Source organism: Actinobacillus genomosp. 1 (assembly GCF_029774175.1).
Taxonomy (GTDB): domain Bacteria; phylum Pseudomonadota; class Gammaproteobacteria; order Enterobacterales; family Pasteurellaceae; genus Actinobacillus.
In genome coordinates this window covers 1,020,786-1,047,228 of sequence record NZ_CP103834.1, presented here as the reverse complement: position 1 = coordinate 1,047,228, position 26,443 = coordinate 1,020,786, and the positions used below count along the sequence as shown (strand labels likewise).

At 41.0% G+C, this 26,443-nt stretch carries 22 protein-coding genes; 6 read left to right on the top strand and 16 right to left on the bottom strand.

The annotated features are described in order from the left end of the window. Window positions 1–37 precede the first annotated feature (37 nt). Window positions 38–1,306 (top strand): M20 family metallo-hydrolase, encoded by a 1,269-nt coding sequence (locus NYR63_RS04725; protein WP_279458418.1) that lies wholly within the window; start codon window positions 38–40, stop codon window positions 1,304–1,306. 71 nt (window positions 1,307–1,377) lie between these two features. Here NYR63_RS04725 and serS read toward each other — a convergent pair whose 3' ends face one another. The 3 genes from serS to NYR63_RS04710 all read right to left on the bottom strand — a co-directional run bounded on the left by serS (window position 1,378) and on the right by NYR63_RS04710 (window position 4,825). After that, window positions 1,378–2,685, bottom strand: coding sequence for a serine--tRNA ligase (gene serS, locus NYR63_RS04720; RefSeq protein WP_279458417.1), 1,308 nt, complete (start codon window positions 2,683–2,685; stop codon window positions 1,378–1,380). A 117-nt stretch (window positions 2,686–2,802) separates the two neighbouring features. Then, window positions 2,803–3,282: an SsrA-binding protein SmpB gene (smpB, locus tag NYR63_RS04715; protein ID WP_279458416.1), complete on the bottom strand. Its 480-nt coding sequence runs from the start codon at window positions 3,280–3,282 to the stop codon at window positions 2,803–2,805. A 133-nt stretch (window positions 3,283–3,415) separates the two neighbouring features. Continuing rightward, entirely contained in the window at window positions 3,416–4,825 is a 1,410-nt protein-coding gene (locus tag NYR63_RS04710) for a YcjX family protein (RefSeq protein WP_279458415.1), read from the bottom strand. Window positions 4,826–4,891: 66 nt separating this feature from the next. On the opposite strand from NYR63_RS04710, the gene NYR63_RS04705 reads away from it, so the two are divergent. After that, entirely contained in the window at window positions 4,892–5,731 is an 840-nt protein-coding gene (locus NYR63_RS04705; RefSeq protein ID WP_279458414.1) for an inorganic triphosphatase, read from the top strand. Window positions 5,732–5,775: 44 nt separating this feature from the next. Here the strand turns inward: NYR63_RS04705 and NYR63_RS04700 are convergent, their stop codons facing one another. From NYR63_RS04700 to NYR63_RS04680, 5 genes are read right to left on the bottom strand one after another with little or no spacing between them, the layout of a single operon-like run. Beyond that, window positions 5,776–6,228, bottom strand: a complete 453-nt coding sequence (locus NYR63_RS04700) for a hypothetical protein (RefSeq protein WP_279458413.1) — start codon at window positions 6,226–6,228, stop codon at window positions 5,776–5,778. Continuing rightward, the gene (locus NYR63_RS04695; RefSeq protein WP_005597369.1) at window positions 6,225–6,389 is read right to left on the bottom strand and encodes a YoaH family protein; all 165 of its coding nucleotides are present in this window, start codon (window positions 6,387–6,389) and stop codon (window positions 6,225–6,227) included. The genes NYR63_RS04700 and NYR63_RS04695 overlap by 4 nt, the downstream gene beginning before the upstream one ends. A 1-nt stretch (window position 6,390) precedes the next feature. Further along, window positions 6,391–7,134, bottom strand: coding sequence for a tRNA pseudouridine(65) synthase TruC (gene truC / locus NYR63_RS04690; protein ID WP_279458412.1), 744 nt, complete (start codon window positions 7,132–7,134; stop codon window positions 6,391–6,393). Continuing rightward, a complete protein-coding gene (locus tag NYR63_RS04685; RefSeq protein ID WP_014991719.1) occupies window positions 7,135–7,446 on the bottom strand; it encodes a YqcC family protein in 312 nt (103 codons plus the stop codon). It lies immediately after the preceding gene. A gap of 7 nt (window positions 7,447–7,453) precedes the next feature. Then, on the bottom strand, window positions 7,454–8,143 hold the full coding sequence (locus tag NYR63_RS04680) for a Fic family protein (RefSeq protein ID WP_279458537.1): 690 nt from the start codon (window positions 8,141–8,143) through the stop codon (window positions 7,454–7,456). A gap of 153 nt (window positions 8,144–8,296) precedes the next feature. Between NYR63_RS04680 and trpCF the strand changes: the two genes are divergently transcribed. Both trpCF and mnmC read left to right on the top strand, forming a co-directional pair. Then, window positions 8,297–9,706 (top strand): bifunctional indole-3-glycerol-phosphate synthase TrpC/phosphoribosylanthranilate isomerase TrpF, encoded by a 1,410-nt coding sequence (gene trpCF / locus NYR63_RS04675; protein ID WP_279458411.1) that lies wholly within the window; start codon window positions 8,297–8,299, stop codon window positions 9,704–9,706. Between the two features lie 215 nt (window positions 9,707–9,921). Beyond that, the gene (gene mnmC, locus NYR63_RS04670; RefSeq protein ID WP_279458410.1) at window positions 9,922–11,925 is read left to right on the top strand and encodes a bifunctional tRNA (5-methylaminomethyl-2-thiouridine)(34)-methyltransferase MnmD/FAD-dependent 5-carboxymethylaminomethyl-2-thiouridine(34) oxidoreductase MnmC; all 2,004 of its coding nucleotides are present in this window, start codon (window positions 9,922–9,924) and stop codon (window positions 11,923–11,925) included. 292 nt (window positions 11,926–12,217) lie between these two features. Here the strand turns inward: mnmC and NYR63_RS04665 are convergent, their stop codons facing one another. Continuing rightward, window positions 12,218–13,597, bottom strand: coding sequence for an L-serine ammonia-lyase (locus NYR63_RS04665; protein ID WP_279458409.1), 1,380 nt, complete (start codon window positions 13,595–13,597; stop codon window positions 12,218–12,220). A 102-nt stretch (window positions 13,598–13,699) separates the two neighbouring features. Continuing rightward, window positions 13,700–14,929 (bottom strand): serine/threonine transporter, encoded by a 1,230-nt coding sequence (locus NYR63_RS04660; protein WP_279458408.1) that lies wholly within the window; start codon window positions 14,927–14,929, stop codon window positions 13,700–13,702. Window positions 14,930–15,276: 347 nt separating this feature from the next. Between NYR63_RS04660 and NYR63_RS04655 the strand changes: the two genes are divergently transcribed. Next, complete coding sequence (locus tag NYR63_RS04655; RefSeq protein WP_279458407.1) at window positions 15,277–16,872, top strand: ABC transporter substrate-binding protein; 1,596 nt, start codon at window positions 15,277–15,279, stop codon at window positions 16,870–16,872. 94 nt (window positions 16,873–16,966) lie between these two features. Here the strand turns inward: NYR63_RS04655 and metF are convergent, their stop codons facing one another. Next, complete coding sequence (metF, locus tag NYR63_RS04650) at window positions 16,967–17,848, bottom strand: methylenetetrahydrofolate reductase (protein WP_279458406.1); 882 nt, start codon at window positions 17,846–17,848, stop codon at window positions 16,967–16,969. A 218-nt stretch (window positions 17,849–18,066) separates the two neighbouring features. Between metF and NYR63_RS04645 the strand changes: the two genes are divergently transcribed. Beyond that, window positions 18,067–19,224, top strand: a complete 1,158-nt coding sequence (locus NYR63_RS04645) for a 5-methyltetrahydropteroyltriglutamate--homocysteine S-methyltransferase (protein ID WP_279458405.1) — start codon at window positions 18,067–18,069, stop codon at window positions 19,222–19,224. Between the two features lie 68 nt (window positions 19,225–19,292). Here the strand turns inward: NYR63_RS04645 and NYR63_RS04640 are convergent, their stop codons facing one another. The 5 genes from NYR63_RS04640 to NYR63_RS04620 all read right to left on the bottom strand — a co-directional run bounded on the left by NYR63_RS04640 (window position 19,293) and on the right by NYR63_RS04620 (window position 26,347). Beyond that, window positions 19,293–20,885: an FAD-dependent oxidoreductase gene (locus NYR63_RS04640; protein ID WP_279458404.1), complete on the bottom strand. Its 1,593-nt coding sequence runs from the start codon at window positions 20,883–20,885 to the stop codon at window positions 19,293–19,295. Window positions 20,886–20,936: 51 nt separating this feature from the next. Next, window positions 20,937–21,743, bottom strand: coding sequence for an ABC transporter ATP-binding protein (locus NYR63_RS04635; RefSeq protein ID WP_039197125.1), 807 nt, complete (start codon window positions 21,741–21,743; stop codon window positions 20,937–20,939). A gap of 3 nt (window positions 21,744–21,746) precedes the next feature. Beyond that, window positions 21,747–23,720 carry a dipeptide/oligopeptide/nickel ABC transporter permease/ATP-binding protein gene (locus NYR63_RS04630; RefSeq protein ID WP_279458403.1) on the bottom strand — a complete coding sequence of 658 codons (1,974 nt, stop codon included), beginning with the start codon at window positions 23,718–23,720 and terminating at the stop codon, window positions 21,747–21,749. Next, entirely contained in the window at window positions 23,720–24,673 is a 954-nt protein-coding gene (locus NYR63_RS04625) for an ABC transporter permease (RefSeq protein WP_279458402.1), read from the bottom strand. Before NYR63_RS04625 ends, NYR63_RS04630 begins: the two co-directional genes overlap by 1 nt. Window positions 24,674–24,772: 99 nt before the next feature. Continuing rightward, window positions 24,773–26,347 (bottom strand): ABC transporter substrate-binding protein, encoded by a 1,575-nt coding sequence (locus NYR63_RS04620; protein WP_279458401.1) that lies wholly within the window; start codon window positions 26,345–26,347, stop codon window positions 24,773–24,775. Window positions 26,348–26,443 lie beyond the last annotated feature (96 nt).

The following is a 26,443-nucleotide window of genomic DNA, read 5'->3' as shown; positions in this document are numbered from 1 at the left end:
TTTTTATCTGATTAAATTAGGATGATAGGTGGTTATTATGTCGATCAGTTTAGAAAAACTTATAGCTTGGCGCAGAGAGTTCCATCGTTTCCCGGAAACGGGCTGGTCTGAGTTTTGGACAACCAGCCGTATTGCTGACTATTTAGATGAAATGGGAGCGGAACTATTATTAGGCAAACAGATTATCAATGAAGAATTTGTTCGCGGTCGTAATAAAAATGTGGTTGAGAAAGGTATTGCTAATGCGATTGCGTATGGAGCAAAACAAAAATGGCTCGACAGAATGGATGGATATACGGGATGCGTTGCGATTTTTGATTCGGGAAAATCAGGTAAAACGGTTGCGTTACGTTTCGATATAGATTGTGTTAATGTTTCGGAAACAAAATCGGATACACATATTCCCAATCAATTGGGGTTTGCTTCATTAAATGACGGTTTTATGCATGCGTGTGGTCATGACGGACATATTGCGATGGGATTAGCCACGGCATTATGGTTATCGCAGAATAAAGACAAATATAGCGGTAAAGTAAAAATAGTATTCCAACCGGCTGAAGAAGGAGTTAGAGGTGCTGCGGCAATCGCTGCAAGCGGTGTGATTGACGATGCGGATTATTTTGCCAGTTCACATATCAGTTTCTGCGCAAATAGCGGAACGGTATTGGCAAATCCTCGCAATTTTCTCTCCACCACTAAAATTGATATTCGATACTTTGGACAACCGGCTCATGCCGGAGCAGCTCCGCAAGTCGGTAAAAACGCATTACTGGCGGCGGCACATGCAGTGACTCAATTACATGGTATCGCTCGCCATGGGCAAGGTATGACGAGAATTAATGTCGGGGTATTGAAAGCGGGAGAAGGACGTAATGTTATTCCTTCAAAAGCAGAACTTCAATTGGAAGTTCGAGGTGAGAATAAAGAGATTAATCAGTATATGGTTGATCAAGTCATGCAGATAGCGCAAGGTATCGCGATCAGTTTCGGGGTAAGCTATGAAACGGAAATTATGGGTGAAGCCGTTGATATGGTTAATGATCCGGAATTAATTAGATTGATTGAGGAAATTGCGATTGTTCAACCGGAAGTGCATGATTCGACCTCGGACTATGCTTTTAATGCGAGTGAAGATGCAACGATTCTAGGCAGAAGAGTACAAGAGCGAGGCGGTAAAGCAATCTATTTTATTGTCGGTGCGGATCGTACTGCAGGTCATCACGAAGCTGAGTTCGATTTTGATGAAAAACAATTACTGACCGGTGCAAATATCTATACTACATTAATTCAGAGATTATTAAATTAAGGTGTTTTTGAAAAATAAAAGCCAACTCGGCAGATTTGAGTTGGCTTTTTTACTGGATAGAGAATATTTTTTTAAGCGGTAATCACTTCCACGCCGCCCATATATGGACGTAATACTTCAGGCACGGTGATTGAGCCGTCAGCATTTTGATAGTTTTCAATTACTGCCACTAACGTACGACCCACCGCTAAACCTGAGCCGTTTAAGGTATGGACTAAGCGAGTTTTCTTATCGCCTTTCGCTTTGCAACGTGCAGACATACGGCGAGCTTGGAAATCCCACATATTTGAGCAAGAGGAAATTTCACGGTAAGTGTTTTGTGCCGGTAACCAAACTTCTAAATCATAAGTTTTTGCTGAACCGAAGCCCATATCACCGGTACATAGTAAAACTTTACGGTATGGTAAGCCTAAAAGTTGTAATACTTTTTCAGCGTGACCGGTTAATTCTTCTAATGCTTCCATTGATTTTTCCGGAGCAACGATTTGTACCATTTCCACTTTTTCAAATTGGTGCATACGGATTAAACCGCGTGTATCACGCCCATAAGAACCGGCTTCAGAACGGAAACACGGCGTATGTGCGGTATAACGTAACGGTAAGCTGTCTTCATCGATAATTTCGTCACGCACTAAGTTAGTTACCGGTACTTCCGCCGTTGGAATTAAACTGAACGGGCGTTGTGTTTCGTTCGGATCTTGACCGGTTAATGGTTGTGTATGGAATAAATCTTCGCCGAATTTTGGCAATTGACCGGTACCGAATAATGTGTCGTGATTTACTAAGAATGGCACGTTTGTTTCCACATAGCCGTGTTGTTCGGTATGAAGATCTAACATAAATTGCGATAAAGCACGGTGTAAACGAGCAAGTTTTCCTTTCATCACGACAAAACGGCTAGCGGTTAATTTTACACCGGCAGCAAAATCTAAACCGTTTAACGCTTCGCCTAACGCCACGTGATCTTTGATTTCAAAGTCAAATTGACGAGGTTCGCCCCAACGTGACACTTCTAAGTTTTCCGTGTCGTCTTTACCTAACGGTACTTCGTCAGCCGGTAAGTTAGGCACAGATAAGAGTAACTCACGAATTTCCGCTTGTACTTGGTCTAAAGCGACTTTCGCTTCATTTAATTCGTTACCCATATTATCTACTTCCGCTAATAACGCAGAAATATCTTCGCCGCGCGCTTTTGCCGCACCGATATTTTTTGAACGGGCATTACGTTCCGCTTGTAAAGTTTCGGTTTTTACTTGAAGTGTTTTGCGTTGTTCTTCCAATGCTTTCACACGTTCTACATCAAGGGTAAAACCACGTTTAACTTTAAGTGCATTTGCAACATCGTCTAAATTAGTACGAAGAAGATTTTGGTCGATCATTTTTTATTCCTTAATTTTTAATTGTGACCACGGACGGCACAGATGGCTCGGAGATGTAAAAAACGGGTCAAATTTAACCGCTTGTTCCGTGCTTGCTGTTATCCGTAGTTTTTGAAATTAGCCACGATTTGCGTTTTTCATAATACGCTGTTTCGCTACTTGCCATTCACGGGCTTTAATGTCTTCACGTTTATCGTGGAGTTTTTTACCTTTTGCCACGCCGACTTTCACTTTCGCCCACGCATTTTTCCAGTAGAGCGATAATGCCACAACCGTCATGCCGTCTCGATTTACTTTGCCGAATAGCGAATCCAATTCACGTTTATTCAATAATAATTTACGGGTGCGAGTCGGATCACAAACAATGTGAGTGGAAGCCATATTTAATGGGGTGATGGTTGCACCGAATAGAAACGCTTCGCCGTTACGAAATGTCACGTAACTGTCGCCGATATTCGCCTTACCGGCACGCAGCGATTTTACTTCCCAGCCTTGTAATTCTAAGCCGGCTTCAATTTCTTCTTCGATAAAATATTCATGACGAGCACGTTTATTTAGTGCAATCGTATTCGAAGCTACTTTTGGTTTTTTTGCCATAATTTAAAAAGATTGAGAAAAATTTATAAGATTCTACCGCAAAGCCGCCTAACAGTGAACAGTAACCGTTTAAAATCAAGCGACAAGCGGTTAAATTTGCGAAAAATTTTGCAAAAATAACCGCTTGCCATTGTTACTCAAGCATATCCGCCAATAAGAATTGTAATACCGCATCCATACGTAAATGCGGAATCGGTTCGCCATAGGCGAGCGGTTTAGGTTCGAATTGGTCGAACTCAAAACGGTTAAATTGCCAATAATTTGCATCCGGTAAGCGGCTTGGTACCGTGCCGGGGTAAAGCGTCACTTGCTTTTTATCGGTTGAACGAATGCCTCGAATCGCTTTAATTTGCGTACCGTTTTGGGTAACCGCCACCGGATCGGTCGCTCGAATTGCCGAAATGGCGTGATAGCCGGTTTCAATACCGTCAAAAGCGGCGTGTCGTCCGCCTTCTTGCACTAATTGACGCATCAAACTTTCCAAATTCGGCAGTTGATCGCTGGTGATATGATCCGCTTTGGTTGCGACAAATAATAGCTTATCGATATTGGACGAAAACAGGCGGTGAAATAACGAACGATTACCATAATGAAAATGCTTAAACAATTGCTGCAAGCCGATTTTCATTTCTAAAAATGCCTCTAAGCCGTGGTTTAACGGCGTTAAACAATCGGCAAGAATCACTTGGCGGTCGAATTGTGAAAAATAGTCTTCATAAAACGGTTTAACAATCTTTTGTTGATACTGATTGTAACGTTTTTTAAGCATTTGGAACGTGCTGTTTGCCGGCGAGTTCTCGAGTTTTTCCCAATCGGCTTCAGTTAAATCCAGCAACGGGAAAAACTGAAAAACAGGTGCGCCTTTTGAATTTTCGCTTGGCAATACAAATCGCCCCGGCTGAATATATTGCATACCGGCTTGTTTACATTCCAACAAATAAGCGGTGTAAATTTCGCTTAATTCGGCAAGTTGGTTTTCGTCTGCTTTGGCAAAAAGATCTAATTTTTTGACCGCTTGTAACCAAGGCTGTGCTAGTTCCGCACGTTTTCCTTTATGCACTAATTGCTGTGCTTGCGACCATTGTTTGAAAGATTGCGAGAGCAGCGGTAAGTCTAACAGCCACTCGCCCGGATAATCGAAAATATCCAAGTAGAGTGTACCGGTTTCTTTTAAATGTTTGAGTAAACCGTCCTGACGTTGGTAGCGGATCGCTAAACGAATTTCGCTGATACCGGTGGTAGAAGGTGCCCATACCGGCGGATCATTTTCCAAACATTGGCGGTTTTTATCGTATTCAAAACGAGGAATGGTTAAATCGCCTTGTTCAACTCGCTTTACCGATATGATTTGCCCGTTGCGTGCCGCACCGAATAAATTGACGTGTGCATGGCTATCTTTATTGATATGCAATAGCTGATCGACAAAACTGGTAATAAAGGCGGTTTTGCCGCTACGGCTTAAACCGGTCACGGCAAGGCGAAGATGATTATCTAAACCGCGTTGCACAAATTTATGCAGTTTGTTTTGGATTTGGTTAAACATTTCTCGAATATGCTGTAAATTGCTAAAATAAAACGAATTATACAACTAAATAAACGGGATACCTTAATGGAAAATGAAATCGAGCTAAAAATCATGCTAAAAGCGGAGAATGTAGAAGCATTGGCAGATTGGTTTACGCAACAGAATGTTTTGTCGCAAGCGACCGATATATTAGGGAACACTTATTTTGATACGCCGGAACAGTTTTTTGCCCAAAACAAGATGGGGTTGCGGGTACGTAATCATAATCAAAAGTATGAGATGACTTTAAAAACCAAGGGTGAAATTGTCGATGGGTTGCATATTCGCCCCGAATATAACTTGTCGTTGGAAAGCTACCAGCCGGATTTCAAGCGGTTAAATTCGCACTTTAATTTGCAAATTCCGCAAGCGGAACAAATTGCGCAGCAACTTGCCCCGACCTTTAGTACCGATTTTACTCGTCGTAAATGGCTAATTGGGCTTAATCAATCGCAAATTGAAGTGGCGTTGGATCAAGGTATGATAAAAAACGGTTTTGGCGAAGAAGCGATTTGCGAATTAGAGCTGGAACTTAAAAGCGGCAGCTTAACTGATATATTGGCTTTACTAAAACAAATTCCACGCCAAGACGGTATGTGGTTTAGCAATTTAAGTAAAGCGCAACGAGGCTATTTGGTTGGACAAGCGGTTAAATTTAAGCAACAAATTAGCAAAGCGATCGAGAGTAGTTCTGGTGAAGCGTTACTGCAACAATTAGCGGATTATATTCGTACCGTTGAGCAAGATTTGGAAGTGCTAGATTGTTTTAATCAATTAGCCGGTTTGCAATTAAACAGTTGGGCGCAAGCGCAGCAATATTTAACAAGCAAAGCCTATTTTGAAGAGAATCTAGCAAAAATCGAACAACGTTTAGCGAAAAACTAAAATAAAAAAGAACGCCACTATCATCGTGCATAGTGGCGTTTGCTTTATTTGGTTACTTCAAATGTTTGAGGTGGGAAAATGATGTCATTAACTTGAATGGTTAAACTATATTTTCCTTTCGGGTCACTTTTCTCAAATCGCCAACAGTTATCTAGACGTTCATTATTGGAATTCGTCATACGAGTGGTAATTTTATGCGTTAAGCGATCAGCAGAAGTGCTTACGCTGCCGGCAGCAGAACCGAATTTTGAAGGGGCGGGAGATTGAAAGATTTCGATCACTTCGTTACTTGCTTTAAACGGCATATTAAATACAACCCAACAAAGCTGGTGTGTTTTACTTAACGAAAGCTGATTATTTTCAACCGCTCTACCGACTTTATTACTCATATCCAATACTTGTACTTTTAGCATAGGTTGCATATTGGTCGCCGGAGTTTCAGCGTAGCCGCAAATACTGGCACAACTTAACATTGCGATAGCGAATAATTTTTTCATGAATTGTTCTCCGATGTATTGTTTTGATGTGCTTCTCTTAAACGATTAGCAATAATTTGAATTGCTTCGCCGCTACTTACGCCTTGCGCCATCAATTCTTGAATTTGTTCAACCGCAGCTTGTTGCTGCTCGTGTGTTAAAGACAGTAATGCATTATCCATATTAGTTTATATCAGATTGAAAAAATATTGGGAAATTCCAGTTAAAGGTAAGAAATACATTTTGCCATTGTTCGTCAAGCGGTGCAAAAATTTCGATTTTTTGCGCCGTTTTCGGGTGCGTAAATTTCAAAAAATGCGAATGTAGCATTAATCGGTCACAACCGGTTTTTTCGGTTAAAGTACGATTTTGGTGCAAGTCACCGTATTTGGTATCGCCCATAATCGGATGAAATAAATGCTTCATATGGCGGCGCAATTGGTGTTTGCGTCCGGTTTTCGGTAATAATTCAACCAAACTGTAACGTGCCGTTTGGTATTTCCCCGCCGGATAGGGCATTTCGACACTTGCAAGATTTTGGTAAAAAGTGACCGCTTGTTGCGCTTCTTTCGGTTGCGAAAATTTATCGGCAATTTTGTCTAAAATGACTTTTAGCGGATAATCGATCTCGCCTTTGTCGAGTAGATAACCTCGTACCACCGCTAAATAGCCTTTCTCCAGTTGGTGTTGTTCAAATTGTTCGCTCATTAGGCGAGCCATCTCACTATTTAGCGCAAACAATAACACACCGGAAGTCGGGCGATCTAAGCGATGAATCGGGAAGACGTGCTGACCGATTTGATCACGTAATGTTTGCATCGCAAATTGCGTTTCGTGTTTATCTAGCCATGAACGGTGAACTAATATTCCAGCCGGTTTATTAATCGCAATCAGTTCATCATCACGGTATAAAATTTCCAGTTCCATTTAGTCCTTTAATAATAATTCAATTAATAACACCGGCTGATGAATCGCTTTTAAATAGCTTTCGTCTTTTAAGGCTTCTTCCAAGTAAGGCGTAATCGAAAAGTTGCGGGGTAAATCTGCACCAGCGTCTAAAAGTGCGTGCATACGGGGAATAAAAATCCATTGTAACCATTGAGTCGGGCTAAGCGTGCCGAGACAAAACGGCTGATCGTTTGCTAAATCTTCCAAGCTCGGCGCAACCGCATCCCATTGCTTATGCGTACGTAATGCAATTTCTAAATCGGTTAAGTGTTGTCTAACTTTGGTTTTCATATTTTATTTAATTAAGTTCGTTAATCCAGTTTGGGTAAATCAGGTTTAAGGTACGTTCCATAGTTTCATAAACGGCTTTCGCAATAAACTCAGTGATTGGTTGATAATTGCCTAAATCACCTAACGCCAATGCACGATAATAGTCAGCTCGATTCTCCGCTTTTAAAATAGTCACTTGGAAACCGGCTTTCATTAATTCTAAATTCATCAATAAACGTCCAGTACGTCCATTACCATCAATAAAAGGGTGAATTGCTACAAATTTGTTATGTAGCATAGCAATGCGTTCAATTGGTTCTAATGTATTGAGATTTTCTTGGTTCCAAAGCATTAATTCTTCCATTTGCGGATGAACTAAAAAAGGTTGTGGCGGTTGATGTTCCGCACCGTTAATGACTACCGGTACATTACGGTATTGCCCGGCTTCTCGTGCTTTATCGGTTTTTTGTAGTAACAAATAATGGAAATTTTTTATTGTTGCTTCTGTTAGCGGTACATTTCCTTTTACGAGATCGATTAAGTAACCAATCGCCTCTTGATGGTTAATAATATCTAAATGATCTTTAAATGGTTTACCATTGGCGGTAATTCCGTTTTCAAGTAGTACGCGTGTTTCAAATATATCTAATGTATTTCCCTCTATCGCATTGGATTGCTGATTATATTTCAGCATTAAATCCGCTTGAATGTTTTTCATTACAGCGATATTGAGAGGACGATGCTTATCAAGCAAAGTCCGCATTTTATGAAGTTTGGTAATAAGCATAGTGAATTTATTGATAAATAAAAATATGTGCCGTATTCTACCATTATCTATGGTATCCACCAATTCATAATAAAAAGAGAAAATATGCAAAACCAACCAACTATTCTGCAAAAAATCGTCAAAGATAAAGCCGTTTGGGTAGAGAACAAACAAAAAGCATTTCCACTTTCACAATTCCAGCAGCAAATTGTTACCGCTGATCGGGATTTTTATGCGGCATTAGCGAAAGCTTCTCATCAAGTGCCTGCTTATATTTTGGAATGTAAAAAAGCCTCACCATCCAAGGGATTAATTCGTGCCGAGTTTGATTTGGATGCGATTGCGCAGGTATATAAACATTACGCTTCCGTGATTTCCGTACTGACCGACGAGCAATATTTTCAGGGCGATTTTCGTTATATTGATCAAGTTAAGCGTCAAACAACGCAACCTATTTTATGCAAAGATTTTATGATTTCGCCGTATCAGGTGTATTTGGCTCGTTATTCGAATGCGGATGCAATTTTGCTGATGTTATCGGTAGTTGATGACGAAACTTATCGCACATTGGCGGACTTAGCACATTCTTTAGGTATGGGGGTTTTAACCGAAACCAGCACAGATAAAGAATTTGAGCGAGCGTTAGCATTGGGCGCAAAAGTGATTGGCGTGAATAACCGTGATTTGCATACTCTGACGGTGGATATGAATCGCATTGTGCGTTTGGTAGAAAAATATCAGGAGCAAATTCCGGCAGATGTCCGTTTGATTTCAGAATCAGGCATTTATGATCATACGCAAGTGAAAGCGATTAAGCCGTTTGCGCATGCATTTTTAATCGGCAGCAGTTTAATGGGCAGTACTGATTTAAATAATGCGGTACGTTCTGTTATTTTCGGTGAAAATAAAGTATGTGGTTTGACCCGTACGCAAGATGTAAAATCGGTGTATGAAAACGGCTTTTTATATGGCGGATTAATTTTTGCTGAAAATTCGCCGCGCCAATTATCGTTACGACAAGCGCAGGAATTAGTGGTGAATGCGCCATTGCGTTATGTCGGCGTATTCCAAAATCAAGCGGTCGAATTTGTCGAAAAAATGGCAAAACAGCTTGAGTTATATGCGGTTCAGCTACACGGCTCAGAAGATGAATCCTATATTGCTGAGCTGTCAGTGAAATTAGCCGGAAAAACGCAAATTTGGCAGGCAATTTCGGTTGATGTTCAAGCGGAAACGGCTGTTTATCAAGATAATCCGTTAGTGGCACGTTATATTTTGGATAGCAAGCACGGTACACAGCAAGGCGGTACGGGCAAGGTATTCGACTGGAATATCATTCCAATTGAATTAAAACAAAAAGCAATGCTTGCCGGTGGGATTTCGGCTGAAAATATCGAACAGGCTCTAGCACAAGACTGTTTAGGCGTCGATCTGAATTCCGGTGTAGAACAGCATAAAGGCGTAAAAGATTTAGCAAAAATTACTGCTTGCGCAGAGAAAATTCTCAAAGCCTAAGAATTGTGATAGACTTCAACAAATAATACTTAACCAAGAGAGGAGAGAAAAAATGGGTACTTTAGGTTATTCGATGATGACTGTTGTAGCGGCATTAGGTATGATCGTAATTTTCGCTTACAATATCTTCTAGTCCGTTACTACGGAAAAGCACGGAAAGCACAGAATGTTATCAGTAACTTCCGTGCTTTTCCGTCTATTCCGTGGTAAATATTATGAACACACTCAGTTTTGCATCTCTTTCTTTCAATTCAAATAATACTCCCGTTTCCGAACAATTCGATGATATTTACTTCTCCACCCAAGACGGTCTTGAAGAAAGCTACTATGTTTTCCAGGAAGGTAATCAGCTTTTGCAAAAATGGCAAACTCATATGAGTGAATCTTTTGTGATTGCTGAAACCGGTTTTGGTACCGGACTGAATTTCTTAGCGGTTGTCGATAAGTTCCAGCAATTTTTAAGTGAGTTCCCTCATAGTAAACTTAAGCGTTTATATTTTATTTCGTTTGAAAAATTTCCTCTTACTTCCGAGCAATTAGCGACCGTTCATAAAAATTACCCGCAATTTGCCAAACTTTCCCAGAAAATGACCGCTTGTTGGCAACCGCGCCAAACAGGCTGTCAGCGTTATCATTTCGAACAAATCTATCTTGATGTATGGTTCGGCGATATGTTAGACAACTTACCGCAATTAGGTGATTTATATAATAATCGAATTGATGCGTGGTTTTTAGATGGTTTTTCACCGGATAAAAATCCGGAAATGTGGAATGAAACGCTTTATCGCCAAATGTTCAGTCTGACTAAAAACGGCGGCAGTTTTGCGACATTTACTGCCGCAAGTGCGGTGAGAAAAGGCTTACAAGCGGTCGGATTTGAAGTCAAAAAACGTAAAGGTTTTGGTAAAAAACGAGAAATGCTGTGGGGCGAAAAACCGCAACAAAGCGAAACTATACCGGTAAATTATCCGTATTTTTATAGCGAGCCACAAACAGAAGCAGAGGATATTGCGATTGTCGGTGGTGGTGTTGCCAGCCTGTTTGTCGCATTATCATTGCTTGAAAAAGGCAAAAAAGTTACGCTTTATTGCAAAGATAACGCTTTGGCACAAAATGCTTCCGGCAATTTGCAAGGTGCGATTTATCCGCAACTGAGTGACGATGACGAGCGTAATATCCGTTTTTATGTGCATTGTTTCGACTATGCATTGCAACGTTTGGCACAAATTGAACCGCTTGTTGAGTTTGAACACGCCTTAACCGGTGTAGCCTTATATGCCTATAACGATAAAACGGCGAAGAAATTAGAAAAAATGGCTCAGCAAACTGATGATGAAAGCTTATTTAAGCTATGTAATGCAGCTGAATTAAGTGAAAAAATCGGGTTGAACGTGCCGAATAGCGGTGCGTTTATGCCGCAAAGCGGTTGGTTATCACCGATACAATTTGTACAAGGTACGTTTGCTTATTTAGAAACGAAAGGGTTACAGATTGTGTTAAATCACGAAGTGAAAGATCCGCAATTTAGCGCAGGAAGGTGGCAGTGGCAACACGATGGCGAAATGTTTAGTCATCAGATTTTAGTGTTGGCGAACGGGCATACATTCACACAATTTCAACAAGCTCAGGGGATTCCTCTGTATCCAGTGCGTGGGCAAGTGAGTCAGATTCCGACCACACCGGCTTTACAGCAGCTAAAATGTGTGGTGTGCTATGACGGTTATTTGACACCGGTTTCTAAAGCGAATACCCATTGTATCGGTGCGAGCCATGTGCGTGATAATGCCGAAACGCATTTTTCGTTGGAAGAGCACCATGAGAATGTAGCAAAACTTCAGCAAAATTTGACCGCTTGTGATTGGACGGGCAATATCGATCTTTCGCAAAATTTAGCTAAACAAGGGGTGAGAGCAGCACTGCGAGATCGTGTACCGATGGTTGGGCAAATGCCGAATTTTATCGCTCAAAAAGCACAATATCAGAATTTGTATAATCAGCTTCGCCGCAAACAAGCGGTTGAAAATGCGGAAAATTTTGCAAATTTATATATGGTAAACGGTTTAGCTTCTCGAGGCTTAACCACCGCACCGCTGTTAGGCGAAATGTTGGCAAGTTTGATTTGTAATGAACCGCTACCAATCAGCGAAGATATTTGGCACGTACTTAGTCCAAATCGTACTTGGATACGAAAATTGTTGAAAGGCTCAAAAGTGGAATAGCTAAAAAACAAAACCTCGAATAGTGATATTCGAGGTTTTTTGTTAGTTGTAAAAACATACTGTCTTTACTATAATTTACAAGTTTTAGCAATAAAGCTAAAACGAGCTGGTGGCGACCTTTAATCCCACCAACTTTGAAGAGGATAACCAAATGTTTAAATACATTATCCTAGTTATTTTCTTGTTAGTCTTGAGCTCGCCAGCTTACTAATAAGAAATAACTCAACTGAGCGGTTATCCGCTCAGTTCTTCAAATCATAAGTCGTTAAGCACTCGTTGTCAAATACAATGCTTAATCACAAGGTAAAATTTTAATTGCTAAACCGCCGGTTGACGTTTCACGGTATTTGGCATTCATATCTTTACCGGTTTCGTACATCGTTTCGATCACTTTATCTAAAGTGACTCGAGGTTGTGAGGTTAAACGTAAAGCCATACGACTGGCATTGATTGCTTTAACTGAAGCGATCGCATTCCGTTCGATACAAGGTACTTGCACTTGTCCTCCAACAGGGTCACAGGTTAAACCGAGGTTGTGTTCCATTGCGATTTCTGCTGCGATACACACTTGATCGGGTGTTCCGCCCATGATCTCGGTTAAACCGGCCGCCGCCATTGAACAAGCCACACCGACTTCACCTTGACAACCCACTTCCGCACCGGAAATAGAAGCATTCATTTTGTACAGTGTGCCGACAACGCTACAAGCTAATAAATAACGCTCAATCGTTTCTTGATTAAGCGGTGCGATAAATTGCTGATAGTAAGCTAATACTGCCGGCACAATACCGCAAGCACCATTAGTTGGAGCTGTAACAACACGTCCGCCTGCCGCATTTTCTTCATTTACTGCTAATGCAAACATATTTACCCAGTCAATAATTTGCATTGGGTCAGTATTAAATTTACCAGTTGCCTCTAATGTTCTGCGTAAAGACGGTGCACGGCGTACCACTTTTAATGGGCCGGGTAATAAACCTTCCGTATGTAAACCGTGTTGGATACAGTCTTCCATCGTTTTCCAAATTTTTGCAAGATAATCCGAGATTTCTTGTTTTGGACGCAGAGCCGTTTCGTTCTTCCAAACTAAACTTGAAAGCGGTAAGCCTTGTTCTTTACAGTGTTTGAGTAAGTCTTCCGCATTTTTATAAGGGAACGGCACGGATACGGTATCGTCTGCTTGGCTGTCAAAGTTTTCATCATCAACGATAAAACCACCACCGATAGAATAGAACGTTTTTTCGAATAATAAAGAGTCACCTTCGAAGGCTTTTAAAATCATTCCGTTTTCATGACGAGGTAAGAAATCGTAATGAAAAGGCATATCTTTATAGAAATCGAATGTGATGGTTTTTGCCATTTCAGGTACAGCTTCGGCAACAACTAATTTGCTTTCTTGCTTCACTTGTTCGATAACACTATCAATTCGTTCAATATCCACATTATCGGGTAAATACCCCATTAAGCCCATTACCACCGCAATATCGGTGCTATGGCCTCGACCGGTTAGGGCCAGAGAACCGTAAATATCGGCTTGTAAGCGGTCGGTTTTAGCTAAAAGTTTACGAGCCAGTAATTCATCAATAAATTGTTTAGCCGCTTTCATCGGGCCGACAGTATGTGAACTCGAAGGGCCTATGCCCACTTTAAAAATATCAAATACACTAATCATAATATCTATAACACTCTATGTTAAAAAAGAGGCAACAAACACCAAAGATATATTAGGTTAGGTTTGTTGCCTAAAAATTCGGAAGGGCGGATTATACAGAGATTATAGTAATCCGTACACTATTGCTGAAATAGCGATTGTTCCCATCACAACCACAAAAGTATTACTCATGACACTGTTTCTATATTTTGCCAATGCAGGCACAGTATAAATCGCATATACAGGCATAATAAACAGAATCATTGCAATAATAGGCCCACCTAAACTTTCGATAAAACCCAGAATACTTGGGTTGATAGTGGCGACAATCCATAATGTGATAAAGAAGATAACTGCAGTGATTTTTTGGAATTTTGCCGATTCAATCGGTTTATCACGTAGTTGATTGACTAAACCTTCTAATCCTTCACGCGCACCTAAATAGTGACCGAAGAAGGAACTGCCAATTGCTAAGAATGCCACTAATGGACCAAAGTAAGAAATAACCGGGTTATCAAATTTATTTGCTAAATAAGATAAAATCGAAATATTTTGTGTTTTGGCTTGTGCTAATTCTTCCGGTGTTAGCGTCAATACACAGCTGAATACGAAGAACATTACGAATAACACTAAGATCGTTGCGGTTGAACGTAATACTTTGCTTGATTCAACTTCGGTTTTTTGCGGATCTTGATAATGTTTTTGCTGTGAAAGCGCAAATGATGAAATTGCCGGCGAATGGTTAAAAGCAAACACTAATACCGGAATCGTTAGCCATAAAGTAGTTAAGAAATCTCCTGTGCTTGGCATTTGTTGTAATGCCGCACCGTTCCATTCCGGAATCAGATAAATAGATAAACCGAACAGGATAAGCACTAACGGATAAACTAAGTAAGTTGTAATTTTCAGCATTACTTGCTCACCCATTAACATTACGCTAATCATGATCGCAATTAATACACCTGATAGTAACGCACGAGGCGGTACCGCCATATGCAATTGGTTTTCAATAAATGAACCGACAGTATTAGTGATACCCACGCCATAAATTAATAGAATCGGGAAGATGGCGAAGAAATAAAGTAAAGTAATAAATTTACCGGCATTTTCTCCGAAATGTTCACGTACAACGTTGGTGATATCGCTGCCCGGTTTACCTGAGGAAAGCACAAAACGTGCCAGTCCTCGGTGTGCGAGATAAGTCATCGGTCCGACTAATAAAGTCATTACAATCAACGGATAAAAACCGCTCATACCGGCGTTAATCGGTAAAAATAATACGCCTGCACCAACAGCCGTACCGAATAGATTAAGCACCCAAGTGAGGGAAAAACGATTAGATGGCGTAGCCATAAGATTCTCCTATTTAAAAGTTAGATTTATAAAATTTTTGGGTGGATCATAGTCTTTCGGTTATAGGAAACAAGTCAAAAATGTCAATTTTGTGATCTAGCTAAAAATTTATTTATCTTTAGCAGATTATTTGATTATTTTTTGTTTGTTTAGTGATTAAATCTAATTCTAGTGATTTATTTAGATTTTCAATAATCTTTCGATTTTTAATTAATCCTATAAGTTATCATTGATTTACAAAACTATAATATATATGGCTTATTGGTTATAAGGAGGTCAATTTTGTTATTTTAAATTCGTCTAAAAATGCTTTAAGTTCAAAAATTTATTCGATTGAGGATTTTTTTATGCGCCTTTCTAAGATTTTTATAGCCCTATCCGTAATTGGTTTTTCATCATTTCTAGCTGCCGCACCGGCAAATACGTTAGTAAATTGTGTTGCAACCGCACCTCAAAAGTTAAGCCCGGCAATTACTAATGATGCGAATGACTTTAATGCCAGTTCTCAACAAATTTATGACCGCTTATTAGCATTTAAAGCCGGTAAAATCGAAGTTGAACCAAGTTTAGCGGAGAAGTGGGAAGTAAGTGAAGACGGTTTAACTTATACTTTTCATTTACGCAAAGGCGTACAGTTTCACAGTAACAAACTATTTACGCCTAGCCGTAATTTCAATGCGGATGATGTAGTATTTTCCTTTCAACGTCAGGCGGATAAAAGTCACCCCTACTACAATGTTTCCGGTGGGACTTATTTCTATTATCAATGGATGAATCTACCGAAAATTTTAAAGTCGGTTGAGAAAGTTGATGATTATACGGTGAAAATAACCTTGAATCAGCCGAATAGTCCATTTCTTACCACAGTTGCAATGGATTTCTTATCGATTTATTCAAAAGAATATGCGGATAAATTATTAGCGGAGGGTAAGCCGGAATTATTGGATCAGCAGCCGATTGGTACGGGACCGTTTGAGTTTCAAGTTTATCAGACCGATCAAGCGGTACGTTATAAAGCCAATCCGAATTATTGGCAGGATAAAGCCAAATTAGAACGTTTAATTTTTGCGATTACCCCTGATGCGGGAACTCGCTATGCTAAATTGAAAGCCGGTGAATGTGATGTGATTGATTTTCCGAATATCGCCGATATTGCCCAAATGAAACAAGATCCGAAAGTGACGTTATTTGAGCGTGAAGGTTTAAATCTGGCATATCTCGGCTTAAACACCAAAAAAGCGGTATTAGATAACGTGAAGGTACGCCAAGCACTACAACACGCTACCGATAAAAAAGCGATTGTCGATGCGGTGTTCCAAGGCGGCGGTACGGTGGCAACGAATCCGTTCCCAAATTCGGTACTTGGTTACAATGAAAATTTAGCTCAGTATGAATTTGATTTGAATAAAGCGAAAAAATTGTTAGCTGAAGCCGGTTATCCGAATGGGTTTGAAACTGAAATTTGGGTACAACCGGTAGTACGTCCGTCAAATCCGAATCCAAGACGTACCGCAGAAATTATTCAAGCGGATTGGGCGAAAATCGGTGTTAAAGCGAAACTGGTTAGCCACGAATGGGCGGATTTTAATAAGCGGACTCGTGAAGGCGAATTTTCAGTCGGTACTTACGGCTGGACAAGCCGTAACGGTGATCCGGACAATTTCCTGTTTCCGTTATTAAGCAAAGAAAATATTCCGGGTACCAATTATTCCCGTTGGACGGATAACGAATTTGAAAGCTTATTACAAAAAGCGGTACAAACGCAAAATACCGCTGAACGTCAGCAGTTGTATCAACAAGCGGTCGAAATTTTCCAAAAAAATACACCGATAATTCCGATTGCCCATGCGATTAACTATGTTCCGGTCAGCAAACGTGTGCAAGGCTTTGTACAAAGCCCGTTCGGTTATACTTCTTTCTATAATGTGAGCCTAACGGAATAATATATCTTAAACTTTACAAAGTTTAATTGAAATTTAACCGCTTGTTGTTACTTAAAAACGCACTAAATTTTAGGATTTAGTGCGTTTTGTGCTATTAAGTCGGTCGTACGCCTAATGCGTGGCAAATCGCATAGGTTAATTCGGAACGGTTCAGCGTGTAGAAATGGAAATCTTTTACGCCTTCTTTTGAGAGAATTTTAACCATATCCATGGCAATACTGGCGGCAACCAAATTTCGAGTAGTCTGATCATCATCTAATCCTTCATACATTTTGTGCATCCAATGCGGTACTTTAACATTAGTAATTTTTGCCATTTTTTGTAATTGTTTAAAATTCGTGACCGGTAAAATGCCCGGTACGATTTCCACATCAATTCCAACGGTTACGCAACGATCACGGAATCGAAGATAACTGTCAATATCAAAAAAGAATTGGGTAATCGCACGATTAGCACCGGCTTCCACTTTTTGTTTTAAGTAAATCAGGTCGGATTGTGCCGATTTGGCATCCGGATGTACTTCGGGATAGGCGGCAACCGAAATATCAAAATCCGCCACTTCTTTTAATAATTTGACTAAATCGGTCGCAAAAAACGGTTGCTTAGTATAACCGGCAGGCTCGTCACCTCGTAATGCGACAATATGGCGAATACCGTTTTCCCAGTAATCCTTAGCGATTTCACGAAGTTGATCGGGCGTGGCGTCTATTCCGGTTAAATGCGGTGCGGCAAGTAAGCCGGTATCTTGTTGAATACGTTTTACAATCGAATGCGTACGTTCTCGCTCGCCTGAATTTGCCCCATAGGTAACGGAAACGAATTTAGGTTTAAGCGGAGCAAGTCGATGAATCGAATCCCAAAGCAACATTTCCATTTTTTCGTTTTTAGCGGGGAAAAATTCAAAAGAAGCGTTAATATTGCCGTTTAAATCGGCAAGGGTATGATTTAAATGATCAATTTCTTTTGCATAGCTCATAATAAGTGTCTCCGTTTTATTCTGATTGTGATGAGAACACTGTAAAATGCCGAGCTAATTAAATCAATTTCATTATTTTCATATTTTTTATTAATCAAATTCATTTATGGAAGTGAAGTAATTATGAATCAAATTCATGTAGAGATATAAAATTTTTCAAGAACCAAATAAACGGAAGTTTGTTAAAATAAACAAAACGTTATATTTATATATTAGGAATGATTACTATGTCTAAACTTTTCCCTAACGCAACACAACGTACTTCCGCACCTTATCGTTTTGATATCGTAGGGAGTTTCTTACGTACCGATCCGATTAAACAAGCTCGTCAGCAATGTTCATGCGGAGATATTTCTTGTGCGGATTTAACCCAAGTAGAAGATGCGGAAATTGCAAAATTAGTTGAACATCAAAAAGCAGTTGGTTTACATGCGGTAACTGACGGCGAATTTCGTCGTACCTTTTGGCATATGGATTTTTTAGCCGCATTAGACGGTATTCAGGAAGTGGACGCAGAGAAGTTCTCGGTACAATTTAAACATCACAGCGTACGTCCGAAAACGATTAAAATTGTCGATAAAGTGGATTTTTCGGAATCGCACCCGTTTGTAGAACATTTCCGTTCGCTACAAAAAATTGCCGGTGAAACGGAAGTGAAATTCACGATTCCTTCGCCGTCAATGTTACATTTAATTACTAATGTACGTGCGGAAGATTATCAGCCGATTGCACGTTATGAAAATAACAACCAGTTATTGTTAGACGATATTGCCGATGCGTATATCAAAGCGATGAACGTGTTCTATAAATTAGGTTGCCGTAATTTACAATTAGATGATACCAGCTGGGGCGAATTTTGTGCCGAGGACAAACGTGCAGCCTATAAAGCACGTGGTTTAGATTTAGACCAAATTGCCAAAGATTACGTGTATATGGTTAATAAAATCGTTGATGCAAAACCGGCGGATGATATTGCCATTACGATGCATATTTGCCGTGGTAACTTCCGTTCAACCTGGTTCTCGGCAGGTGGTTATGAGCCGGTGGCGGAAACCTTATTCGGCACGTGCCGCATTGACGGTTTCTTCTTAGAGTACGATTCTGATCGTTCGGGTGATTTCAAACCGTTACGTTTTATCAAAGATCAACAAGTAGTTTTAGGCTTAATCACCTCAAAAGACGGTGAATTAGAAAATCGTGATGAAGTAATTGCTCGTATTCAAGAAGCGGCACAATATGTGGACATCAACCAGCTTTGTTTAAGTCCGCAATGCGGCTTTGCGTCAACTGAAGAAGGTAATATTCTGACAGAAGAGCAACAATGGGCAAAACTGAACTTTATTCGTGAAATCAGCGAAGAAGTTTGGGGCAAATAATTATTAAACGGATGATCAAAAGGGCAAGATTTTATCTTGCCCTTTATTTTTGTATTTTGTTTTATTACTCATCGGCATAAGTAATGCGCGCCTAAACTATTCGGTTCGTTTAGCATTTGCAAAACCACAAGCTGTGCGGTTTTTAGCGCATAAAAGATTTCGATGCCTTGTTTCTGATGATGTGCAATCGGATTAAAACGTTTTTCGAACTGTCGCAGTTCGTTCTGCAATAAGCTCAAGTTTGCTTTGGTGCGATACACATTAGCAAAACGAGCCATTTGTTCACGAATTTGTTTGAGCAGCTCACTGGCAAACAGGGAATTATCGCCGTTTGGATTGTTTAACCGGTTAAGCACTTTTTCAGCCTGTAAACGATAAGTGTTAGTGTTTGCAAGCGGTTGAATTTTGGTGATTTTTTGCAAATTTTTGACCGCTTGTGCTACCGCTCGTTTGGCGAATACCAAGCCACCACCGACCGAATTGCCTCCTAAGCGGTTTGCTCCCTCAATACAATGGGCGATTTCACCAATCGCAAATAATCCGGTGACACAAGATTCGCCATTCTCGTTAATCTCAACTCCGCCGTTACAACTGTGGGCAAATGGTGCGATAGCAATTTTATCTTTAACCAAATCTATCCCTACTTCTTGGCGTAACCAATTAAGATAAACCGTATAAAATTCTTGTTCATCTTGATAAAGCTCAGGGCTATAGTGCAGGTAAATGCCTTTTTGCTGCGGGTTAGTCAATAAATGCTTCATCATCACCAAATCAAATTCGACACAAGGGAAATCCACACTAAACGGTGCATAATGGCTACGGGCTAACATCATTTGTTGAAATTGTGTTTGAGTCAGATGAGAAAATAGATCTTGCCCATTTTCATCAGTAATTTTAGTGACGTATTTCAGCGTATGTTCGCCAAATAACACTTTATATTTCGGTTCGACAAAAGAGGGAATAAATTGAATAAAGGCAAGATTGGTCAATTTTGCACCGGCTTGTTGAGCAATGAAATGCGTTGAGCCGATAATATCCGCCGGATAAAGATTGTCTTTATATAAGCCGGCAATACCGCCGCTGGCTAAAATAATTTGGCTGGTTTTGCAAAAAATATAGCAAATTTGACCGCTTATGTTCAGGCTAAATACCGCTCCTTGTACTTGATTTTGTTCGGTAACAATATGCAGTAAGGTCGCTTGTTCATAAACATTAGTGGATTGGCTATCAAGAATTTGTTTTGCCCGTTGAGCGGCTTCTCGCCAATTATTGATCAGATAAATAGGGCGTGAATACTCGGCAAAACAAGCTGGACGATTGTCGTTGCGTAGCCAAGGCTTAAAGCCGATTTGTTCGAGTAATTCAATCGCTTGGGGCGAATCTTCAATATAAGCTTTGACTACTTTCGGATTGGTTCTGCCTTTGCCGACACGTTCAATATCTTGTTGGAATTTTTCCGAGTCATTTTCACCGGTCACTTGAATACCTAATGTGGCTTTTAACGGAAAGAAGCTCGCGCCTGAACCAATGGGGGCTTTGCTGATTAATGTGGTTTTCAGCCCAAGTCGTTCCGCTTCAACCGCAGCAGCAAGCCCGGCAATACCGGAGCCAACGATAAGTAAGTCGCTATAAATCGTTTGAGTAATTTGAATTGATTGCATAATGGATATAGATAAAAGGGCAGGATAAACCTGCCCTGAATGTAGCATAAATTATAACAATGACGGTGCGGCATTAATCAGCGTACGAGTGTATTCCTCTTTTGGCGAATTAAATACTTCGCTTGAACTGCCGGTTTCCACCACTTTTCCGCCGTTCATTACGACAATGCGATCCGAAACTTGATGTACGGTTTGTAAATCGTGGGAGATAAACACCATAGCAAGATTCAGCTCTTTTTTAAGATCAGCAAGTAAATTTAATACTTGCGCCCGTACCGATACGTCAAGTGCAGAAGTCGGTTCATCGGCAACAATCAGTTTCGGATTGAGTGCTAATGCTCTGGCGATAGCTACCCGTTGTTTTTGACCACCGGATAAACGGGTCGGCTCGACTAAAGCAGCGGAACGAGGTAAACCGACTCGAGAGAGTAATTCGTACACTCGTTTTTCTCGTTCGTGCGGTTGCAATACGTTATGGATATCCATCGGATCTTTTAAAATATCCAATACACGCATACGAGGATTGAGCGCGGTTGCCGGATCCTGGAAAATGACCGAAACTTGACGACCAAACTGTTTACGGGCTTCGGTGCTGCCGTATTTCATTTGTAAGCCGTTAAATTTGACCGTGCCGGAAGTCGGCTTTTGCAAGCCGATCATAATACTGGCTAAAGTTGATTTACCGCAGCCGGATTGACCGACTAACCCGACCGTTTCCCCCGCATAGATTGATAAACTGACATTATCTACCGCCGTGAATTTTTTCGGATTAAATAAAGTACCGTCTCGAGAGGCAAATTGCATCACAATATCGGATAATTCAAGAATCGGTTGTTCTTTTAACACTTTCATACTCATGAGTTATCCCTCCACGCGTTTTTCTTGTGTTGCTAAATGTGACGCCCAAAAATGTTGTGGGTGATCATCGGTGGCAACCAGTTGTAAATGTTGTTCCGGATCCGCTTCCGGACGTAATGAACGACTGGCGAAGCGGTCACCTTTCGCAAAGTCGAATGGTGACGGTACGCTACCCGGAATTTGATATAAGCGTTCGGCTCGTAATTCGGTTGAGAGAACAGAGCCTAGTAAACCACGCGTATATTCGTGAGTCGGATTTGCTAAAAGCGGTGTAGTAGGTGCCGCTTCAACTACTTGGCCTGCATACATGACCGTGATGTGGTGTGCCATTTGTGCCACAAGTGCGAGATCGTGACTGACGAACACCATTGCAAAACCGAGTTTTTCACGTAATTCGTTTAAGAGTTTGATCACTTCGGCTTGTACCACAACATCGAGTGCAGTGGTCGGTTCATCGGCGATTAATAATTTAGGCTCACGAGCGAGTGCCATTGCAATCAATACACGCTGACGCTGTCCGCCTGAAAGCTCATGCGGATAACGATTAAGTGTTTTTTCCGGATCGAGTTTTACCCATTGCAATAAGGTTTCTGCGCTTTGTTTTCCACCTCGGCTAATCAGCTGTGCCATTTGATCTTTGATTCGCATAGACGGGTTAAGCGCACTTAACGCATCTTGGTAAATCATTGAAATTTCATGGCCTCTCAACGCATTGAGTTGTTCCGATTTAAGTAAATCGTGTTGTTTACCGCTACGATCGGTAAATAAGATTTCACCGGTGATCTGGGCGGTTTTCGGTAATAAACCCATAATAGAGAATGCGGTAATTGATTTACCGCAACCGGATTCACCGACTAAGCCCATGGTTTCGCCTTCATGTACGGTAAAGCTGATGTTATCAACCAGCGGAATTTCACCGTAACGATTCGGGAAGCGAATTGATAAATTTTTCACTTGTAAAATCGGTTTCGCATTGGCATTTAATTGCATACGGTCAGTACGAGCGGTTTCTTTTTCATGTAATTTTAATAAATAACGTTTTAATGCGAGCGTTTCCGCCATCGCTTCTTGTACATCGGTAGAAAGCGGTTTTGCGACATCTTCTTTGGTTTGTGGTGATGTTTTGAGTTTCGGATTCACTAACGCATCGGTTAAACCTTCCGCCAAGATATTTAATGCTAATACGGTAAGCAAAATCATAATCCCGGCAAAGGTTGTCGCCCACCAGAAACCACTAAGTACAAGGTTACGACCTTCAGATAAAATATTACCCCAAGACGGGAACGGCGGTTGTACGCCGGCACCTAAGAATGAAAGAGACGCTTCAAATACGATTGCATCCGCCACCATTACCGTAGCGAATACTAATACCGGTGCAGCCGTGTTACGCACAACGTGTTTTAGTAAAATATAAGTACGGCTGCCGCCTAACACTCGTTCGGCACGTACATAATCTTCTTCCCATTGGGATACGACATTCGCACGGACTACCCTTGCAAGTTGTGGAGTATAAACGACCGCTATCGTAATGATAATTACCGGCACTGAATTACCAAAGGTTGCGAGTAATACTGCGGCAAGTGCAATACCCGGAAATGCCATTAAAATATCCATTAAACGCATGATCACTTCGTTACCGAATTTATCGGCGGTGGCGGCGGTAGCACCTAGAATGCCACCAAACAAGATAGCAACCCCTACCGCACCTAAACCGATAAAGAGTGAAGTTCTTGCCCCCCAAACCATACGGGAAAAAATATCACGCCCTAAACGGTCGGTACCGAATAGATAGTCACCGCTCGGTGCTTGCACCGGTCGAAGGGTTTGTAAGGGATCATACGGGGCGACAATCGGGGCTAAAATTGCAATACAAGCCACAAATAAAATGAAAATCAATGCAATTTTTGAACTGGTTGATAATGCTCTAAATCTAGCGCCACCGTTAGCTAGTCGAGCGGCTAATCCTTGACGAAACATTATAGACTCCGAATTTTTGGATTGATGAGCAAATAGAGAATATCAACAATGATATTAACTAATACGAAGGTAAAGGCGATAGTAAGTACCACACCTTGCACTAAGTGTAAGTCGTGATTCACGATACCGTTAAAGATAAGTTTACCCATACCCGGTAGGTCAAAAATTTGTTCGATTACCACCGCACCGCCAAGTAAATAGCCGACGCGTAAACCAAGTACGGTCACCGGTGTGATTAAGGCATTTCGTAAGACATTATGGCGAATCACGGTTGAGTAAGGCACACCGTTACCAATTGCGGTACGCACGTAATCTTTATCCATTTCTTCCACCATTGTGGTACGCACGACACGAATTAATGAGGCACAAACAGGCACTGCAAGTGCAAGTGACGGTAAAATCATCGAACGGAAATATTCGTTCGGATCCTCACTGAACGGTACAAAACCACCGGACGGTAACCAATCCAGTTTTAAAGAAAAGTATTGAATCAGTAAGATACCAAGCCAGAAAGACGGTGTCGCAACCGCTGCGACCGATACTAAACGAATCACTTGATCGACCCAACGGTCACGATAAAGCGCGGCAAGAATACCTAACGAGAAAGAAACGATTGCCGCTAAAAATACCCCGATAAAAGTCAGTTGTAAGGTTAGCGGAAATGCTTTGGCAATCATATCGATAATCGGCTGTTCAGGCGGTGTAGTCATACCGAAATCCAGTACGAATAAATTACCGAGGAAGCGGAAATACTGTACAACCACAGGATCATTTAAGCCGTGTTGTTCTCGATAAATTTCTTTTGCCGCTTCACTGGCACTTTCCCCTAACGCAACCGTAGCAGGATCGCCCGGTGTAAATTGCAATACGATGAAGACTAAGGCTGTAACTCCGAGAATCATAATCGGTAAAGCCATTAGACGACGAAATAAAAGACGAAGGATGATTTCCATTGAGCCTCCCTCATTTTAGAAGGGTAAATATAAGATGTAATGAAGATAGTTATTAAGAATGCCCTTTGCCTTTGCATAACAAAGGGCATGTATTAGAGATTATTTACGACCCACACCTAAGAATGACAGGCCGGTTGTCGGTAGCGGTTGGAAATCGGTAAGTGATTTATCGCTCCATGCGGTCGGTAATTTACGATGAACGATCGGGTAAAGAGGCACTTGTTCGGCAATAATATTGATTGCTTTTGTCCATGCTGCTTTTGCACCTGCCGGATTTTTTGCGGCTTCATCCAATAATTTTTGCACTTCGGCGTATTCAGGCGTATTTGCCCAACGGAAACGGCGTTTCGGCCATACGTCACCGCGGTACCACCAGCTTAATAATAAGTCTAAGTCGTTACCGAATACGGACGGATCGCCCGGTGCGATAACCACTTCAAATGCACCTTTATCAACATGCGTGCCATATAACGCACCGGATTGTAAATGTTGAAGTGTGACTTTCACGCCTTTTAACGCATTCCAAGATTCGAGAATAAGCGGCGCACACTCTTTCACCCAAGCGTGGTCGGTTGCGAGTAATTCGAATTTTAATTCTTTGATACCGGCTTCCGCTAATAAACTTTCGGCTTTTGCTTTATCGAAGTCATATTGGCTGGCAGCTTTAACATAATCAGGGTGAGTGTCTTGTACATAAGAGCTTGCCGCTTTGGCATTACCTAAGAATACAATATCAATAAGTTTTTGCGTATCTAAACCGTAATGTAATGCTTGGCGTACTTTCGGGTTATCAAACGGTGCTTTTTCACAGTTAAACATTAAGAACAATAATCCGAAAGATTGTACCGATTCCACTTTTCCTTTGCGTTTTAAGCGTTCGGCATCGAGATACGGTACGGATTCAATCGCTTGTACACGACCGGATTCTTGTGCGGTTACACGAGCGGCATCATCTGATAATAAGAACCACGTCATTTTATCTACTTTAGCCGGATACATACCGTTATAAGCGGTATTGGCTTCAAAGACAATACGGTCATCTTTGGTTGCAGACACAAATTTATAAGGGCCGGAGCCGATAGGTTTGGCATCAAATGCGGATTGACCGGCTTCAACAATATGTTTAGGAACGATTTTCACGATGGTTAAACGTTCTTTAAATAGAGCAAACGGATATTTTAATTTAAATTCCACCACTTTATCGTCGAGTGCTTTCACTGAAGCAATAAACGGAATAAATTGCGCGAACAGTGAAGCTTTAGCCGGATCTAACACACGTTCAAACGAGTAAACCACATCTGCGGTGGTAACCGGTTTACCATCGTGGAAGGTTGCCCCTTCACGTAAGGTGATATGGTATGTCACCTCATCTTTTTGTTCCGGCTCTTTTGCCGCTAAAGCAAGATAAGGTTGGCGAGTTGCCGGGTGTAAATCCACTAAACCTTCAAAAATATGTAAGTTCGCCGCCATAGAAGATGCACCGCTTGAAGTAAGCGGGTCAAAACCGGTTGAGATCGGATAAGCAATCCCTGCTTCAATACTTTTACCTGCTGCGGCAAATGCATTATTAGAGAAAGTACCTAAGGTACCGGAGAATGCAAAGCCTGCTCCGACACCGGCAAGAAGCTTCATGAAGTGGCGACGTGAGTCGTTATGAGAAAAATGAGAAGTCATAGCACACCTCTTTATATTTAAATAGATTAGATATATTCAGCACAACCTTAATCTGAACAGCGATAAAGTTCTTTTCTAGATTTAAAAATGAAGTGA

Bases quoted from the DNA above. Each gene is read 5' to 3' on its own strand.
- NYR63_RS04725 (WP_279458418.1), top strand. From the start codon at position 38: ATGTCGATCAGTTTAGAAAAACTTATAGCTTGGCGCAGAGAGTTCCAT.
- serS (WP_279458417.1), bottom strand. From the start codon at position 2,685: ATGATCGACCAAAATCTTCTTCGTACTAATTTAGACGATGTTGCAAAT.
- smpB (WP_279458416.1), bottom strand. From the start codon at position 3,282: ATGGCAAAAAAACCAAAAGTAGCTTCGAATACGATTGCACTAAATAAA.
- NYR63_RS04710 (WP_279458415.1), bottom strand. From the start codon at position 4,825: ATGTTTAACCAAATCCAAAACAAACTGCATAAATTTGTGCAACGCGGT.
- NYR63_RS04705 (WP_279458414.1), top strand. From the start codon at position 4,892: ATGGAAAATGAAATCGAGCTAAAAATCATGCTAAAAGCGGAGAATGTA.
- NYR63_RS04700 (WP_279458413.1), bottom strand. From the start codon at position 6,228: ATGAAAAAATTATTCGCTATCGCAATGTTAAGTTGTGCCAGTATTTGC.
- NYR63_RS04695 (WP_005597369.1), bottom strand. From the start codon at position 6,389: ATGGATAATGCATTACTGTCTTTAACACACGAGCAGCAACAAGCTGCG.
- truC (WP_279458412.1), bottom strand. From the start codon at position 7,134: ATGGAACTGGAAATTTTATACCGTGATGATGAACTGATTGCGATTAAT.
- NYR63_RS04685 (WP_014991719.1), bottom strand. From the start codon at position 7,446: ATGAAAACCAAAGTTAGACAACACTTAACCGATTTAGAAATTGCATTA.
- NYR63_RS04680 (WP_279458537.1), bottom strand. From the start codon at position 8,143: ATGAAAAACATTCAAGCGGATTTAATGCTGAAATATAATCAGCAATCC.
- trpCF (WP_279458411.1), top strand. From the start codon at position 8,297: ATGCAAAACCAACCAACTATTCTGCAAAAAATCGTCAAAGATAAAGCC.
- mnmC (WP_279458410.1), top strand. From the start codon at position 9,922: ATGAACACACTCAGTTTTGCATCTCTTTCTTTCAATTCAAATAATACT.
- NYR63_RS04665 (WP_279458409.1), bottom strand. From the start codon at position 13,597: ATGATTAGTGTATTTGATATTTTTAAAGTGGGCATAGGCCCTTCGAGT.
- NYR63_RS04660 (WP_279458408.1), bottom strand. From the start codon at position 14,929: ATGGCTACGCCATCTAATCGTTTTTCCCTCACTTGGGTGCTTAATCTA.
- NYR63_RS04655 (WP_279458407.1), top strand. From the start codon at position 15,277: ATGCGCCTTTCTAAGATTTTTATAGCCCTATCCGTAATTGGTTTTTCA.
- metF (WP_279458406.1), bottom strand. From the start codon at position 17,848: ATGAGCTATGCAAAAGAAATTGATCATTTAAATCATACCCTTGCCGAT.
- NYR63_RS04645 (WP_279458405.1), top strand. From the start codon at position 18,067: ATGATTACTATGTCTAAACTTTTCCCTAACGCAACACAACGTACTTCC.
- NYR63_RS04640 (WP_279458404.1), bottom strand. From the start codon at position 20,885: ATGCAATCAATTCAAATTACTCAAACGATTTATAGCGACTTACTTATC.
- NYR63_RS04635 (WP_039197125.1), bottom strand. From the start codon at position 21,743: ATGAGTATGAAAGTGTTAAAAGAACAACCGATTCTTGAATTATCCGAT.
- NYR63_RS04630 (WP_279458403.1), bottom strand. From the start codon at position 23,720: ATGTTTCGTCAAGGATTAGCCGCTCGACTAGCTAACGGTGGCGCTAGA.
- NYR63_RS04625 (WP_279458402.1), bottom strand. From the start codon at position 24,673: ATGGAAATCATCCTTCGTCTTTTATTTCGTCGTCTAATGGCTTTACCG.
- NYR63_RS04620 (WP_279458401.1), bottom strand. From the start codon at position 26,347: ATGACTTCTCATTTTTCTCATAACGACTCACGTCGCCACTTCATGAAG.